Raw genomic sequence first — 16309 nt, forward strand, 5'->3', positions numbered from 1 at the left:
CATGAAACCGATCTATATCGACTATCTGAATGCACTCGACATTGAGGCGCTTGCGCTGACCGATGCGGAAATTCTGGCGGCAATCGAGACGTCGCTCGCCGCGCAGGGCAACGGCCAGACCGTGATCGAGCCGCGGGTGCATCTGGAGCCCGATGAATCGTTTCATGGCCATTTCAACGTGCTGCGTGGCTATGTGGCGCCGCTCAATCTGGCAGGCGTCAAGATCGTCGGCGACTTCGTTGATAATTATAAGCTGAATTATCCCTCCGAATTCGGCGTGCTCAATCTGTTCGATCCGCGCACCGGCGCGCCGAAGGCTATCCTGGATGCCACTGTCATCACCGATATGCGGACCGGTGCGATCACCGCCCTCGGTGCAAAACATCTGGCGCGCAGGAATTCCAAGGTGCTCGGCCATATCGGCGCGCGCGGCACCGCCTACTGGAATGTGCGGCTGCTCGACCATCTCTATGATTTCGATGAAATCCGTGTGCATTCGCGCCGGCCGGAAAGCCGCGACGCCTTCGCGAAAAAACTCTCGGATGATCTCGGCAAGCCGATAACCGTTACCGACAACTGGCAAGCCTGCGTGGAGGGTGCCGATATCGTGGTCGAGGCATCGCGCCTGCCTGAGCCGCAACCGATGCTCAAGACCGAATGGATCAAGCCCGGTGCCTTCGTGGTGCCCTATGGCACGATGAGCGCGGTGGAACTGTCGCTCACCGACATCATGGACAAGCTGGTGGTTGATGACTGGGGCCAGTGCAAAGGCGGCAAATTCGGTTCGCTGCGCGCCCATGTCGAGGCGGGCAAGCTCTCCGAACAGACATTGCATGCGGAGCTTGGCCAGATTGTCGCCGGTCACCGGACGGGACGCGAGAACGACGGTGAAACCATCCTGTTCTGGCACAGGGGGCTCTCGCTCAGCGATATTGCGCTCGGCTATGCCATGCTCGAGAAAGCCAAGGCGAACAATATTGGCCAGAGGCTGCGGTTCGCATGAACACGCTCGTTCTCACGGGTTCAGGCGTCACCATCGCCGATATTGCCGCCGTTGCGCGCCAGGATGTTCCCGTCAGTGCGACGTCCGATGTATTGACCCGGTTGGTTCGGGCCAGGGCCGTGCTTGATGCGGCAGCGGCTTCCGGGCAGCAGATTTACGGCCTGAACACGGGGCTTGGCGCCAATCTCAAGACAGCGGTTGTCGATGAAACGGGTGAGTTTCAGCAGCAGCTGGTGCGCGGACGGGGTGCCGGTGTCGGTCCAGTGCTGCCACGCGACGAAACCCGTGCTGTCATGGCGGCGCGCCTGTCCATGCTGGCGGTTGGCGGCTCCGGCCTTTCGCCTGAAGTCTTTGCCGATCTGCTGGCGCTGATCAATCATAAGGTGCATCCGCTTGTTCCATCCATCGGGTCGATCGGTGCGGGTGATCTTGTTCTGCTGTCTGCCATTGCCCAGACCCTGATCGGCGAGGGGCAGGCCGAATATGAAGGCGCGGTGCTTGCCTCCGCCGAAGCCCTGTCGAAGGCCGGTCTGCGACCCTCCACACTTGGTCCGAAGGACGGGCTGTCGCTTCTCAACGCGTCGGCAGTCTCGGTGGGGAAGGGCGCGCTGGCCTTGAGCGATGCCATGGTCTTGCTCGACTATCAGCGGCAGGCTGCTGCGCTCAGTTTCGAGGGGCTTGGCGGCAACCCGTTGATCCTACACCCCGCCATCCAGCAGGCGCGCTCCGCCGCCGGGCAAGTGCTGGAAGCGGAAAGGCTCTTTGCCCGTCTCGAAGGCTCGTCGCTGCATGAAGCGCGCGCGGCCATTCAGGACCCGCTCAGCCTGCGCTGTGCCGCATCGATCCACGGTGCGCTGGCGCATGCGCTGAATGCAGCCCGAGAAGCCGTGGAGATCGAGCTGAATGCGGCGGCTGACAATCCGCTGGTGCTTGTCGATGAGAACAGGGTGCTTTCGACGGGCAATTTTCACACACCGTCTTTGGCGCTGGCCTTTGAAACCCTGGGACTTGCCATTGCCCAGACGGCGCTTGCCTGCGCGGCCCGGTTCATTCAACTGACCGGCTCTGGTCGCAATGGCCTGCCGCGCTACCTTTCATCGGTCGGCGGCGCATCCGCCGGTTTTGTCCCGCTGCAGAAGACGGTTACGGCGCTCGCCGGTGCGATCCGGCACAAGGCCAATCCGGTGTTGCTGGATTTCCTGCCCGTTTCCGAAGGAGTTGAGGATCACGCCACCCAGACACTTCTGGCGGTGGCCAAGTGCGCCGATATGCTCGATCTCTGGCGGCATCTTGTTGCCTGCGAGATGCTGGCCGGGGCGCAGGCCGTCGATCTGCGCGCGGGCCATCGCTGTGGCCGCGGTACGCAGCAGACCCATGATATCGTGCGATCCATTGCCGGGCCTCTCATCGAAGACCGACCACTCGGACATGACGTGTCCCGCCTTGCGGAGCGTCTGCGGGATATCGGCGCGTGAGGGAGCTGAAGCTGTTGGCTGCCGAGTTACCGCTGAACCTTGGAAACCAACAGCGCTGGCGCGTTCACACAACGCAGGCACTCATCGATGAACCATGATTTGAAGGCCGCAACAACGGAACGTTGTGCGCTTCTGCGCGGGGTGGTGATGCAATAGGGGTTGGCTAGTTCGAGCACGTGATTGCAGGCTACGACCAGTTCGCCCGCTTCTACCTGGCGGGCACAGAACAATCCCTGCGCCAGTGTTATGCCCAGTCCGCCGCGTGCCAGGTCAAGCGCCGCCATGGATGAGTTGGCGGTCATTCCATGCTGGATATGGCGGCCCGGCGACATGCCGGCGGATGCGAACCAGTTCCGCCATGACGGAAAGGAAGCTCCAGCAGGACCCCAATCGGTGTGGATCAAGGGGACGGAGAGCAAATTTTCCGGAGAGGTGATCGGGCCATGTCCAGCCAGGAAGCGCGGCGAGCACACCGGATAGACCGCATCGGTGCCAATCGCTTCGGTGACATGTTCCGGATAATGAAAGACACCGTAGGACAAGCGCATGTCGATGAGGTCGCGGTCGAATGGCACCGGATCATCTTCACCCCTGAGGGAGATGTCGACCGGACCATGGATATTGACGAATCCCGGCAGACGTGAGGAAAGCCAGCCCATGGCAACCGATGGTGCCACCGACACCACCAGGGAGGATCGCGGATTGCCGCTGCCGAGCTCACGCGACACGCTCCGGAGTTCATTGAAGGCATTGGCAAGCCGCGGAAAAATCTCCAATCCGGCCTCGGTCAGCACGACACGCCGGTTGATGCGATGAAACAGCTTGCGCCCGACCTGATCCTCGAGCGTGCGAATGAGCTGACTGACTGCCGCAGCCGAAATCGCCAATTCTTCGGACGCAGCGACAAAGCTTCCACAACGGGCGGCGGCTTCGACCGCCTGCAAGCCGCGTAAAGAGGGGATACCTGTCATCCTGCCATCCCGGAAAAGATAAGTTGAGCTTATCTTTCTTGCAGAAATCATCTCTTTTTGGAAGGGAAAGCCTCGCTTATTTTAACCAGTAGCGCAGAAGACAGCCATTCCGGGGCAAGCGCGATCAACGAAACACCGGCCAAAGGAAGGCCCGTCATGCCGCGCCGACAGATGATTTTAGCTGCCTTCTTCTTCAATCCCCAGGGAGATCACCGCCTGTCATGGCGACACCCGCGTGCACCCGGCCGCGAATTTCTCGATCTGGATTATTACCGCCGATTGGTCGAAGCAGCGGAGCGGGCCAAGCTCGATACGATCTTCATCGCCGACCATCTCGGTGTTTGGGATACCTATGGCAGCGGGCTGGCACATTATGCCAATCCCAGACTGGAACCTTTATCGCTGGTATCGGCTCTTTCGGCTGTCACCAAGGACATCGGTTTCATGGTGACAGCGTCGAGTTCCTATAACGAGCCATTCAACACCGCCCGCATGTTTGCTTCGATGGATCATATCAGCAGGGGCCGGGTCGCATGGAACGTCGTGACATCGGCGCTGGAAGAAGAGGCCGCCAACTTTGGCCGCGATGCCAATATCGAACATGCGATCCGCTACGAGCGTGCCACCGAGTTCCTCGACGTGGCCAAAGCCTTGTGGGACAGCTGGGAAGACGGCGCGCTTGTCATCGACAAGGCAACCGGCCTCTTTGCCCATCGCGAATACGTGCATTATCTCGACCATAGGGGAAAGCATTTCAGGGTAAAGGGGCCGCTCAACGTGCCGCGACCGCCGCAGGGCCATCCGGTGATCGTCCAGGCCGGGTCGTCCGATGCGGGCAGGAATCTGGCCGCGGCGCATGCGGACGTGCATTTTGCCGTCATTCGCAGCGAGGCGGAAGGACTGAGCTATCGCGCGGACATCAACAACCGCCTGGCGAAACACGGCCGTTCGCCGGAAAGCCTGAAGCTCCTGCCGGGGATCCTGCCGATCGTCGGCGCCTCAGCATCCGAGGCGCAGGAAAAACAGGACTATCTCGAGACATTGATGCTCGATGAAGTTGCCGTCGATCTTCTTTCCAGTTGGGCAGGGGTAGATTTGTCCCTCTATCCGCTCGATGGGCCAGTACCGGATCTGCCTGACGAGGGCACGTTCAATGGCTGGCGCACCTGGCTCGCGCTTGTCAAGGACGACGCGAACAAGGGCCTTTCCATACGTCAGCTCGCCCGCAAGATCGCCAATACCGGCTCGGTTCCGCTCGTTGCGGGGACCCCTTCGCAAGTCGCCGATCAGCTGGAGGCCTGGTTCGTCTCGGGAGCGGCTGACGGGTACAACCTGATGTTTCCGCTGCTGCCGGAGGATTGGCTGAATTTCATGCAGACCGTGGTGCCGGAATTGCAAAGGCGCGGCTTGTTCAGAACGGAGTACGAGCCCGGCACCTTGCGCGACCGTCTGGGCCTGGCGCGTCCGCAGAATGCATTTGCTGCTCGTCGCGAAGCAATCGCCGGCGAGCCAGATCGCGTCCGGGCGGGAAAAACCGGAGTTCGACCATGAGCAACCGGAAAGTTCTCGCCATATCCGCAAGCCTTTCCGCCACGTCCAAGACCGCAAGGGTCGTCGAGGCGGTTCTGGACGAATTGCGCGGACAGAAAATCGAGGCGGAACACTTGGTTCTGCGGCATCTCGATCCCGGCGCTTTGCTGTCAGCCGACGTCCAGGCTCCGTCGGTGGCGTCTTTCCTGGAAAAGGTTGCCGCTGCGCATGGTCTGATCATCGCCACGCCAATCTACAAGGCATCGTTTTCGGGTCTGTTGAAAGCGGGCCTGGACGTGCTCCCGCAGTTTGCACTGGCTGGAAAGGTTATCCTGCCGCTTGGCACTGGCGGCAGCCTCGCCCATGTCCTGGCGCTTGATTACGGTCTGCGCCCGGTGTTTCAGTCGATGGGCGCGCGCCATGTCGTCCAGTCGCATTACGTGTGTGAGAGCGATTTTCCCAAAGCCGGTGAAATGATATCGCTGCTCGACCCGCTTTGGGCCGCACTTCGTCACGCCTGCGATAACTTCATCTATTCCCTGACAGATGATGAAAGGGCTGCAATGCTTGGACATCCGCGCGGCCGTACCGTTGCGTAACTTACAAAGAATTCAGGCTAGGCTGTCGCGGGAAGATATCGAAACTGACTATCAGCGTGTCGGCCAGCCGCTTTGCGGCTACGTGTTGCCGCGCGAACAGAAAGGTGTCCCGATCATCGGCTCGACCGATCTGACAGCCAAGCGTTTTGGTCCGGTTATCTGGCTATGAAGCGAACCTTGTGATCGTCCCCGACAGTGAGGAATTCCGTGGGTGGAGGTGACAGATAGACGTCATGTGTGCCGATTTCCTCGGGGTAATAGGAAAAACCTGACAGGGGCGGCGGCTGCATGTCCTTGCAGGTCATGTCCTCGTGGCGGATGATCATGAACGGATCCGGAATGGCGGCGAGCAGGCGGCGCGTATAGGGATGGACCGGATTGGCGAAAATGCTTTGCCACGGACCTTCCTCAACGATCTGGCCGAAATACATCACGGCGACCCGGTCACTCATATGTTCAACAACACTCAGGTCATGACTGATCATGATGTAAGACAGGTCCAGCCGTTCTTTAAGGTCCAAAAGCAGATTGATAATCTGCGCCCTGATGGACACGTCGAGCGCGGAAACCGGCTCATCCAGAACAATGACTTTCGGGTCGAGGATCAATGCGCGGGCAATTCCGATGCGCTGACGTTGACCGCCCGAAAATTCATGCGGATAGCGCTTCGCCTGTTCCGGTTTCAATCCCACCATTTTCAGGGTCGTCGCAATACGGTCTTCGACTTCACCTTTGTTGCGCAACCCATGCAGCCTCAGCGGCCCAGCAAGGGCCGCTTGAATTGTCTGGCGTGGATTGAGCGACGCATAGGGATCCTGAAACACCATTTGAGCCATGCGTGCGCGTTGCATGCGTCCCGGCTGGTCAGCGCCGGTGATAGGCTTTCCATCAAAGGAAATGCTGCCCTGCGTGGGGTGCTGTAAACCCAGTATTGTCAGTGCCAGGGTAGATTTGCCACAGCCCGATTCACCGACAATGGACAGGCATTGGTTCTTGTGAAGACTGAGGCTGAGATTATTGATTGCCCGCAAAGCTTGATGCGAACGACGGAACAATCCCGCCGATACCGGGAAGCACACGCTCAGATTTTCAATATGCAACAGAGGTTGGGTTTGATCAGCCATGGTGGTAACACCTCACAAAGCTATCGTCCCCGAGAACGGATGGGCCCGGCACTGCGTCGCGGCAGATTGTTGAGGCGCGCGTACAGCGTGGTTCAAAACGGCAACCGGTGGGAAAAGCGGCAATCGATGGCACGATTCCTTCGATTTCCTGCAAAGGTTTGCGCTCGTTCAGCCTGCGCTGCCCCAAGACCGGCAATGAAGCGAGCAGGCCATGCGTGTAAGGGTGAGCCGGATGGCGGAAGAGATCGGCGACCGCCCGTTCTTCAACGAGATGGCCCGCATACATGATGCCAACACGCTGGCACATTTTTGCGATAACGCCCAGGTCGTGACTGATCATCAGGACTGACGTACCGCGTTGATCGCAGAGCTCCTGCATCAGTTTGAGAATTTCCGCCTGAACGGTGACATCGAGCGCAGTCGTGGGTTCGTCGGCAATCAGCAGGTCGGGATGACAGGCCAATGCGATTGCAATCATCACGCGCTGGCGCATGCCGCCTGACATCTGGTGCGGATAGTTCTTGATGCGCTTGTCAGGAGCGGGCACTTGAACCTGTGCCAGTGCGGCGATCGCCTTGCGTTCAGCCTCGTGCCAGGTCGAGCCCTGGTGCAAGACGAACATTTCGGCAATCTGACGTCCGACGGTCGCCAGCGGATTGAGCGCTGTCATCGGTTCCTGAAAAATCATGGAGATTCGATTGCCGCGCAGTTTGCGCAGCTCGCTGCCGTTCATCTTCAGAAGGTTCTGGCCCTTGAACAGGATTTCACCCTGTCCAACCGCAAGCGGCCTGTTGAGAAGACCTATCAGCGACAAAGCGGTTATACTCTTGCCACATCCGCTTTCGCCGACAAGTCCGAATGTCTCGCCGGCACCGATCGAAAAAGAAACGTTTTCAACGACATTCAGTCGTTTTTGTCCAGAACGCATATCGATATGCAGATTCCTGACCTCAAGCAAAGGGGAAGCGCTCATGCCTTGCGTGTCCTCATATGCGGATCGAGGTAGTCGCGCAGCCCATCTCCAAACAGATTGAGGCCGAGCACGGTCAGAAATATAGCGATCCCCGGGAATATGGCTGCCCAGGGTGCAACGGCGATCAATTCGCGTGCATCCGTCAGCATGCTGCCCCAACTGGGGAAGGGTGGTCTGATGCCGAGTCCCAGATAGGAAAGCGCTGCTTCGGCAAGAATGGCATCACCCATGCCAAGCGTCCCGATCACGAGGATGGGGCCGATCATATTGGGCAGGATCTGCGTGATCATGATGCGGATATCACTATAGCCAAGCGTCTTGGCAGCTTGCACATAGCCCTGGCTCTTCAGCGACAACGCCGACGAGCGTGCAATCCGGCAGGTCCATGACCAGTTGGTCAGTCCAAGTGCGATCAGCAAACTGCCGAGGCCAGGACCGAGAATGGCCATAATCGCCAATGCAAAAATCAGTGAGGGGATCGACAGCATCACATTGGTAAGCCCGCTGACGAATTCATCCCATCTGCCGCCGATATAGCCAGCTGATATGCCAAACAGCAGGCCTATGCAGCTGTTGATCAGCTGCGAGACGATACCGACCGTCAGCGACACACGGGACCCATAAAGCACCCTGCTGAACACATCGCGGCCTTGCGAATCGGTTCCGAACCAGAAATCGGCATTCGGGGGCAATTCCGCGTTCATCAGATTGGCATCAAGGATTGGATCGTGATGCACGAACAAAGGTGCAAACACGCCCAGCGTCACGATAATCAGGCAGATGGCGCCACCGAAGAGGAGGTTGAAACGCAGTCGCATATCCGTCACCCGTGGCTGATACGCGGGTCGATGACCGCGTAAAGAACATCGATAACCGTATTGATGATCAAAAACCACAATACAATCATGAGGATGGCGCCCTGCACCACCGGTATGTCCCGCATGGAAACACTGTCGACGAGAAGGGAACCAAGGCCAGGCCATGAGAAAAGCTTCTCGATCACCACGGCCTGTCCCATCAAAGAGCCGAATTGCAGTCCAACCGTGGTGATGATCAACACCAGCGCATTGCGCATCAGGTGCCATGTGACGAGACGATAGGCATTCATGCCTTTCGAGCGGGCGGTGCGAATGAAGTCCGCGCTCATCACGTCGAGAACCGCCGCCCGCGTGGTGCGGGCAAGCAGCGCCAGGGGTGCCACGCTGAGCGTCACGGCCGGCAGGATCAGATTGCGTATTCCGCCATCGCCATAACCGAAACTCGGCAGCCAGCCCAGTGTGAGTGCAAAGACATACATAGCCAGCAGCCCCAGCCAGAACTGCGGTAGCGACAGGCCCGAAACGGCTGCAATCATCGTGGCCGTGTCCAGAAGGCTCCCGGGTTTGAGCGCCGCGACGAACCCAAGCGGCACGCCAATGAGGATGGCAATCGCCATTGCAGCGATGGCCAGTTTCATGGTTGGCCACGCCCGCTCCAGCAACATGTGCGTGACGGGTTGGCGCGTACGGAAGGACTGTCCGAGATCGAGCTGCGCGAGATTGACGACGTAGCTACCGAACCGCTGGTAGACGGGCTTGTCCAGCCCGAATTCCTTGTTCATCTGTTCGACGACTTTCGGATCATTGCGACCCTTGCCATCAGCGATCAGGCTTGATGTGAAGCTGCCCGGTATCACGCTGAAAATCACAAAGATCAGCAAAGATACCGCCAGAATGGTCGGTATCATCTGCAGAACTCGCCGAATGATAAATCGAAGCAACGGATCCATGTCCTTTCGTTCGGATGGCGGTCGCGTCCGCCTTGTCCGGTATAGTGGCCCCGATGCGTCCCTCACGCCGCTTGATGTTGGGAGATGAGGGTACGTGCGCAGCGCTTCACGCGAGATGAAAAGGCTGACCCGCCGTCATGTCGTTGACGGCGGGCAGGTCACTGTCGCTTCAGCGGCCCGATGGGGCGCCGTCGTCTACCCAGAGTTGTTCATAAGACTGGATGGCCAGCTCCGCCGAGTTTGGCTGCAAACCATGCAGCCAGGGCTGATAGGCCATTACCGCCTTGTTGTAGTTGAAGAACCAGCCGGGGGCCTCGTCCTGCAGCAGATTATTCGCCTGACGCAAAAGATCATTCTTCTGCTCTTCCGTCGGCGCGCTCAATGCTGCCTCATACAGTTTGTCAAAGTCCTTGTTGTTGAACTTGTAATAATTGCAGGCTGACTGTGAGGTCTTTGAATAGAAGCACTGCATCGCTGTCATTGGATCAGGACCGCTTTCCAGGGACCACATGAAGGACTGGAAATCACCGGCTGGAACCACCTCGGACAGAACAGCCGCTTCAACCGGCTTGGCTTTGACTTTGATGCCGACTTTGTCGAGCATCGGAATAATCGCTTCGACGATGGTCAAACCCCAGCTTTCGTTCTGGGTGGCTGTCAGTTCAAACTCAAATCCATCGGGATAGCCGGCTTCCTTCAAAAGCGCCTTGGCTTTCTCGGGATCATAAGGATAGGGTTTGGCGGCTTTATCGAAGGCGGGTGACGAAAGCGGCAACCAGCTCACTGCGCGATAGGCCTTATCCTTACCCAGACGCTTGATGATCAGATCGGAATCGATCGCATAGTTGATGGCCTGGCGGACCCGCTTATCCTGAAACGGCTTGAAATCCACGTTGAAGCCGACGAGACGCGTATAGACCTCGGCCACTTCCAAGATATTCTTCGACAGTTCCGGATCATTCTTATAGGCAACATACTGCGCCGGTCCGAGCACGGAGACATCAACCTCCTTGTTGCGGAAAGCGACGTCGCGCGCCGAAGCTTCGCCCATGATCATGATGTTGATCTTATCGGCATGCGGCTTGTCAGCTCCGTAGAACTTGTCCCATTTTTCAACGGTCAGACGTGAGCCCGGAATATATTCGGCGAACTTATAAGGTCCAAGGCCGATCGGATGGCTCTTGAAACTGTCCTTGTCGGCTTCACCCGACGGATAGATCACCGTGCTTGGCTGCATGAGCTGGAACGCCGGATTGACGGGTTCATTGAAGGTGATTTCCAGCGTGAAATCGTCGATCTTCTTCAAGCCGGCAATATCCTTTGCCTTGCCGTCGGAATAGTCACTTGCACCCTTGATTGCGCCGATGTACCGCGCGCCCGTATAGGCCTTGCCGGGCGTCATGATGCGCTTGTAGCTGTCGATGATATCATCGGCAGTCATCTTCTTGTCATTGTGGAAAAACGCGTCCTGACGCAGCTTGAACGTGTAAGTCAGACGATCAGCCGAAGCACTGACGTCGGTTGCCAGATCCAGCACCGGCTTGTTGGCATTGCCGTCCCAGGCATAAAGTCGTCGGTGAATGGCCTTGGTGACAAACTCATCCTGTGTTGCCGGGCTCGCCTGGTTATCAAGCGTGCCAAAGCTCGAACCATAGGGAGCAACGAAATTAATCGTGCCGCCTTTGCGTGGCTCTTCCGCGGATGCCGACAACGCCACACCGGCAAGCAGCACGGCAGCCAGAGTTGATTGGAGCACGAACCGTTTGTACATTGAGTGTTTCCCCCTGTTATGATTATGCACGGTATTGGTAGGTTCTAGTCTCGCGTGAAAACGATTTCCCCGCCTCTCAAGGTCATATTGCACTGGGTTTCGTGCAGGATTTCTTCCGGTGTCGCGGTCAACAGATTGCGTGAGAAGATCGCGATATCAGCAACCTGTCCGGGTACCAAACGACCCTTGATGTGTTCCTGTTTTTGGGAGAAAGCCCCATATTCGGTATAAACGCGCAGTGCATCTTCGATGGAAACGGATTGCGCGGCATCCATCACCGTCCCTTTCCAGGTTTTGCGCGTCAGCATCGTATACAAATTCGGAAACGGGTCGGGATGACAGACCGGGCTGTCGCTGCCTGTGGCAGGCTTGAAGCCGAGATCGGCCCACGTCTTCAACGGATAGCTGGAGCGGCTGCGTTCATCACCCAGAACCGAAATATAGGCATCACCGAAATCATAGATGAAAACCTGCTGGGGGCAGGGATAGATGCCTGCGTTCTGCATGCGATCATGCTGTGAGGACGTTGAAAATCCGCAATGTTCGATCCGGTGGCGACGGTTTGGATCAGGTGTGGCAGCAAGCGCCTTTTCGTAAGCCGTAATCAGCTGTTCTATGGCCTGATCGCCGATGGCGTGGCAGGCAAGTTGATAGCCCTTGTTATGGGTATCCATGACAAGATCCTGCAGTTCAGCATCTGGCAGCATCTGAATGCCGGTATTGTTATCGTCCCCGAGATAGGGTTTGGACATCCAGGCCGTACGCCCGCCCGCCGAACCGTCCAGGAAAATCTTAACGGCGCCAATGGTCAGCATGTCATCGCCAACCCCCGAGACAAGCCCGGCGCGATAACAGTCGGGCACAATCGATTTGCCGGGGTCGCCAAGCAAAACCAGCCAGCTGCGGACCGGTAGCCGATCATCACGCCGGGCAATCTGATAGGCGCGAATTTCGTTAAAGCCGGCAACGTGCCCGACCGCAGCATCCATGACCGACGTGATGCCATAGGAGAGCAGCATTTTCCCGGCTGTTTCGATCGCTTCGATCAATTGGTTTTCATCGGGATCAGGAATGGCGGCACGCAGAACGTCCTGGGCATTTTCGGCGACCATACCGGTCAAGACGCCATTTTTCTGTTCGATCATGCCTCCCGACGGAGCGGCATAGGCTTCGTCGACACCTGCCTTGGCGAAAGCTACGGAATTGAAGATTGAAACATGACCACAGGCCCGCGTCAGCATGACCGGATGGTCGGGGGCCACCTGATCCAGCTCCGATTTCAAGGGGTGGCGGCCCGTATCCAGCTTGGTCTGGTCATAGCCGCGCGCCAGAATCCATTCGCCCTTGGGAAGGCTGGCAGCTTTGGCTCCGATTGCGTCAAGCAGAGCGTCAAGTGTTGGAAGCTTAGCCGGCGTTGCATCGATCCATTGGAGTGTTAAGCCAGTCGAAATCAAATGCAGATGCGCATCGTTAAGGCCGGGCGTTGCGAATGCTCCGCGGAGATCGACGAGCTTCGTATGCGCGCCTTGCAGTTCCAGCATTTCAGCGGATGAGCCTGTTGCAAGGATCTTGCCTTGCCATATGGCCAGCGCTTCAACGACGCCTTCTTCGTATCCGCACCAGATGTTACCATTGTGCAAAATGCTGTCTGCAGCGACCAGTTTTGGTGGAGTCATGAAGCACGGTTCCCGTCATGCTTGTGTTTTTTTAAAGACTTCCATCATCTCAAATGGATTGCAAGCTACGGAAACCACATTATTTTTCATCGAATTGATATGCTGGCTGTCGATTGGTAAACAGATCGACGACGTGGGTGGCGATCTGCCGAAACAGTTGTATCAAGGCCAAAGTCTAACTCACGCAACGTCATTGGATTTGGGAATGTTGCTCGTTAGGATTACTCTTTCAATCAACGGGGTATTATGCTCATGACACCTGACGAGCTGAAGATAATACGGCGCGCCTATGCGATGCAGATCGCAGCAGCTGCAGGGATCGCCGACGAACCCGTAGAGGACGCATTTGCGACCGTCCCGCGAGAGGATTATCTGGGGCCGGGACCGTGGCCCGTCCTGCGTTGGCAGGAAGCCTATACTCCGACGCCCACCGCCGACCCGGTTTATCTCTACACCGACAGTCTTGTTGGAATTCTGCCTGAACGGCATATCAACAACGGGCAACCCTCGCTGCATGCTTTCCTTCTTTCACAGAGCGCGACGCGGGAAGGCGAACACATCGTGCATGTGGGCGCGGGCGTTGGCTATTATTCGGCGATTATGGCGCAACTCGTTGGTCCATCCGGCAAGGTGACCGCGATTGAATATGACCCGGAACTTGCTGAAAGGGCCCGCGCAAACCTTGCCGGATATTCGAACGTTTGCGTGATACAGGGCGATGGCAGCAAAGTTGACTTCGAATCCGCAGACCTGATCTATGTCAACGCGGGCGCCACCAAACCCGCAGATATCTGGCTTGATCGCCTCAAGGAAGGCGGAAGGCTGATCCTTCCGCTCACGACCGAAAAGGGCTTCAGCAGCGATTGGAGCAAAATACAACTCCATGGTGCCGTCTTTCTGATAACGCGGCAAGCAGAGACGTTTTGGGCCAGGTGGATATCACCGGTGGCGATCTTCCCATGCGAGGGGATGCGCGATGCAGCATCAGAAAAAGCGCTCGCGAGAGCCTTTGAGAGCGGCGACTATAAACGGGTTGCTCGCCTCTATCGCACCGACGACATACCAACTGAACGCTGCTGGCTGCGGGCTCCAGGCTGGTCGCTTACCTACGATTGAGAGCCGGTTTCGAGCAAGAATGCATTTTCCAATATTCCATTGCGCCGGACAAGTCAGAGGATCGTTGCTCCCAGCAACCACAACCCAGCCAGGCACAACCCGACGCCGGATAATCGGGAAAACCAGCGTCCCCTTGCCACAAGCTTTTCGGCAAGGACAAAGATTGCGACGGCCGCAATCCAAAGGACATTCATCACCCCGCCGATGAAGAGCAAGCCCATCAACGCCCAGCAGCATCCAATGCAATAGATGCCGTGGCGAAATCCAAGGGCGATGGAGCCCAACGGATCACGCCGGAACCCGCCGTGTAGATGAATGAACATGACGGGTGCCTGACACTGTCGGAGGCAAACATCCTTCAGGGGCGTCCATTGAAACAGCCCGACTGCGATGAGCGTAACCCCGCTGAAAATTCCGCTTGCGCTCGTCATCAGGGGGGTGAGCAGCAAGGTGCTCTCCAGTGCCCATTGACCAATGGTCGCAGCACAGGCGAAAGCCGTCCAGGCCAGAAAATAGCCGGCAACGAAAAATCCCGTTGCAGCCAATGGCTTGCCCTGCACCTCGCCGTGACGGCCAACCCGCGCATAGAGCAAAATCATCGGTGCGGCGGAGGGGGTCATCATGCCGATCATCATGACCACCCACATCAACATCGTGACGGCAAATTCGGTCGTGCTCCACGACCGAAACCCGTGCATCATCATCACATCTATGGAAGCGGCATCCATGCCCTGCATTGCCATGCCATCACTGTTCATACTGCGCGCGAGCCAGAGAATATAGGCCCAGGCGATCATCGTGAGCACGGCAAGGGATGCGGCAACGATCAATCGATCGCGTCGCAGTACCGCTTCGAGCGCTGTGGCGCCCGTGGCATTCAATGCACGACACCACTCTGGGTCAGGTGCAGTCTGGCGAACTGCGCATGAGAGTTGGGAATAGACAGCTTCAGGGGACCTTGCGTCTCGGCCCATCCGCGCCCGACTTCGCATGTGTCATACTCAAAACCGTTTGGCAGATTGATGCGTGCCCGATGGGTCTGGCCGGTGACGGGGTTGAGGATCGGCTCGCCGCGAGCCTCGATCCATCCCGGAACGTTCAGGTGCGCCGCACGGCCATTCACATCCACTTCAAAATCTATTTTTGCAAAAACCGGGTCGTGGACTTTCTCGAACGTCGTCGAAAAGACCTGGAAGAAGGTCGCGCCGGGATCGGTATCCAATCCGCTCATGATGCGCAACAGCGCTTCCCGTTGCTCCGCCGAAGCGCGCTCGTCGACGATCGGCACGGCTTGGCCGTTGCCCTCATGGATCGCTCCTGGCCAGGCCACGATCATGGCGCATTTCAACCCGTCCAGTTTGGTGGTTCCGTGATGGCCTTCTTCGATCGCAAGGGCTGCAACCGCGCAGCAATCCCCCTGGGTAGGCAAAGCGTTGAACTGACAGGGGCAACCATAGGCGCAGTTGCAGTGTACGAATTCACGGCCCACGAGAGTCCATTTAACGTCCGTCATTTTCTCCTCCTCATTATTGTTTTATTTTGTTCTTTGTTCTCCAACGGATATTTGACAACTCATCCGGCGCTGGGCCTGCCTTGCAGGCAGAACGGCGTCGCTCTACCCCGATATCTGCGAAGCGGCGGACATCAGTTCCTGCGGTGCCGGCACCCCAAACATATAACGGCCACCTTCGGGTACTTCGGTAAAGCTCCAGCGTACGATACCGTCACGATCGAGCAGAAACTCTCCCACAAGCTGACCTTCACCGGTGGCGATCATATGGCGGTCGGCTTCGGAAAATTCGTATCCATCCAATTTGTCGAGAAACTCGACCGCGGCCATTGCATTCATCGGTTCGGGTAATTCGCCCGGCATCTCAATGCGCATATTTGTGACGGCCTCTGCGCTGATCTTGCGTGGCCAATCGCTTTCAGCCTCGGTGAATTCGACATTGGGCAGGCCGAATGCCCGGTGCGAGATCCGTTCCGGGTCGGATGCAGCCAGCAGGTTGGGCAATGGGTGATATCTGAAATAGAGCCGAGCGCGGTCGATTGGCGTATTCACCACAGTCAGACTGTCAATGCCTTTCTCGCGCAGGGCGCCTTCAAGCTGCGACATGGCTGTGATCTGGCGCCGGCAGAACGGGCAATGCAAACCCCGAAACAGGCCCACCAATACCGGTTTGCGGCCACGAAAATCATCGATTGCGACTTTGCCCTGACGGGTAATCGCGTCAAGCACAACATTGGGTGCCCGGTCGCCCGGCTGCAACGGTCCTTTGATATGAGGCTCCGACATATGCGTC

At 57.6% G+C, this 16309-nt stretch carries 15 protein-coding genes; 5 read left to right on the forward strand and 10 right to left on the reverse strand.

The window, feature by feature from the left end:
• Position 1 precedes the first annotated feature (1 nt).
• On the forward strand, positions 2–1003 hold the full coding sequence (locus ACZ5FP_RS19020) for an ornithine cyclodeaminase family protein (protein ID WP_464663621.1): 1002 nt from the start codon (positions 2–4) through the stop codon (positions 1001–1003).
• Positions 1000–2478, forward strand: a complete 1479-nt coding sequence (locus ACZ5FP_RS19025; RefSeq protein WP_464663623.1) for an HAL/PAL/TAL family ammonia-lyase — start codon at positions 1000–1002, stop codon at positions 2476–2478. The genes ACZ5FP_RS19020 and ACZ5FP_RS19025 overlap by 4 nt, the downstream gene beginning before the upstream one ends.
• Before the next feature lie 26 nt (positions 2479–2504).
• On the opposite strand, the gene ACZ5FP_RS19030 is transcribed toward ACZ5FP_RS19025, so the two are convergent.
• Complete coding sequence (locus tag ACZ5FP_RS19030; protein WP_464663625.1) at positions 2505–3449, reverse strand: LysR substrate-binding domain-containing protein; 945 nt, start codon at positions 3447–3449, stop codon at positions 2505–2507.
• 156 nt (positions 3450–3605) lie between these two features.
• Here ACZ5FP_RS19030 and ACZ5FP_RS19035 point away from each other — a divergent pair, with 156 nt between their 5' ends.
• Positions 3606–5000: an LLM class flavin-dependent oxidoreductase gene (locus tag ACZ5FP_RS19035; protein ID WP_464663627.1), complete on the forward strand. Its 1395-nt coding sequence runs from the start codon at positions 3606–3608 to the stop codon at positions 4998–5000.
• Positions 4997–5578 (forward strand): NADPH-dependent FMN reductase, encoded by a 582-nt coding sequence (gene ssuE / locus ACZ5FP_RS19040; protein WP_464663629.1) that lies wholly within the window; start codon positions 4997–4999, stop codon positions 5576–5578. Before ACZ5FP_RS19035 ends, ssuE begins: the two co-directional genes overlap by 4 nt.
• Before the next feature lie 155 nt (positions 5579–5733).
• Here the strand turns inward: ssuE and ACZ5FP_RS19045 are convergent, their stop codons facing one another.
• The 6 genes from ACZ5FP_RS19045 to ACZ5FP_RS19070 all read right to left on the reverse strand — a co-directional run bounded on the left by ACZ5FP_RS19045 (position 5734) and on the right by ACZ5FP_RS19070 (position 12890).
• The gene (locus tag ACZ5FP_RS19045) at positions 5734–6702 is read right to left on the reverse strand and encodes an ABC transporter ATP-binding protein (RefSeq protein ID WP_464663631.1); all 969 of its coding nucleotides are present in this window, start codon (positions 6700–6702) and stop codon (positions 5734–5736) included.
• Positions 6695–7675 (reverse strand): ABC transporter ATP-binding protein, encoded by a 981-nt coding sequence (locus ACZ5FP_RS19050; RefSeq protein ID WP_464663633.1) that lies wholly within the window; start codon positions 7673–7675, stop codon positions 6695–6697. Before ACZ5FP_RS19050 ends, ACZ5FP_RS19045 begins: the two co-directional genes overlap by 8 nt.
• Entirely contained in the window at positions 7672–8493 is an 822-nt protein-coding gene (locus ACZ5FP_RS19055; RefSeq protein WP_464663635.1) for an ABC transporter permease, read from the reverse strand. Before ACZ5FP_RS19055 ends, ACZ5FP_RS19050 begins: the two co-directional genes overlap by 4 nt.
• 5 nt (positions 8494–8498) lie before the next feature.
• Complete coding sequence (locus tag ACZ5FP_RS19060; RefSeq protein ID WP_464664009.1) at positions 8499–9434, reverse strand: ABC transporter permease; 936 nt, start codon at positions 9432–9434, stop codon at positions 8499–8501.
• A 178-nt stretch (positions 9435–9612) separates the two neighbouring features.
• Complete coding sequence (locus ACZ5FP_RS19065; RefSeq protein WP_464663637.1) at positions 9613–11214, reverse strand: ABC transporter substrate-binding protein; 1602 nt, start codon at positions 11212–11214, stop codon at positions 9613–9615.
• Positions 11215–11258: 44 nt separating this feature from the next.
• Complete coding sequence (locus ACZ5FP_RS19070; RefSeq protein ID WP_464663639.1) at positions 11259–12890, reverse strand: amidohydrolase; 1632 nt, start codon at positions 12888–12890, stop codon at positions 11259–11261.
• Between the two features lie 252 nt (positions 12891–13142).
• Between ACZ5FP_RS19070 and ACZ5FP_RS19075 the strand changes: the two genes are divergently transcribed.
• Positions 13143–14006, forward strand: a complete 864-nt coding sequence (locus tag ACZ5FP_RS19075) for a protein-L-isoaspartate O-methyltransferase family protein (protein WP_464663641.1) — start codon at positions 13143–13145, stop codon at positions 14004–14006.
• A 53-nt stretch (positions 14007–14059) separates the two neighbouring features.
• Here ACZ5FP_RS19075 and ACZ5FP_RS19080 read toward each other — a convergent pair whose 3' ends face one another.
• The 3 genes from ACZ5FP_RS19080 to ACZ5FP_RS19090 all read right to left on the reverse strand — a co-directional run bounded on the left by ACZ5FP_RS19080 (position 14060) and on the right by ACZ5FP_RS19090 (position 16302).
• Positions 14060–14836, reverse strand: a complete 777-nt coding sequence (locus ACZ5FP_RS19080; RefSeq protein ID WP_464663642.1) for a DUF2182 domain-containing protein — start codon at positions 14834–14836, stop codon at positions 14060–14062.
• Between the two features lie 47 nt (positions 14837–14883).
• Positions 14884–15519 (reverse strand): DUF1326 domain-containing protein, encoded by a 636-nt coding sequence (locus ACZ5FP_RS19085; protein ID WP_464663644.1) that lies wholly within the window; start codon positions 15517–15519, stop codon positions 14884–14886.
• A gap of 102 nt (positions 15520–15621) precedes the next feature.
• Positions 15622–16302, reverse strand: coding sequence for a peroxiredoxin-like family protein (locus tag ACZ5FP_RS19090; protein WP_464664011.1), 681 nt, complete (start codon positions 16300–16302; stop codon positions 15622–15624).
• Positions 16303–16309: the final 7 nt, after the last annotated feature.

This window comes from Phyllobacterium sp. T2-21, from assembly GCF_055378485.1.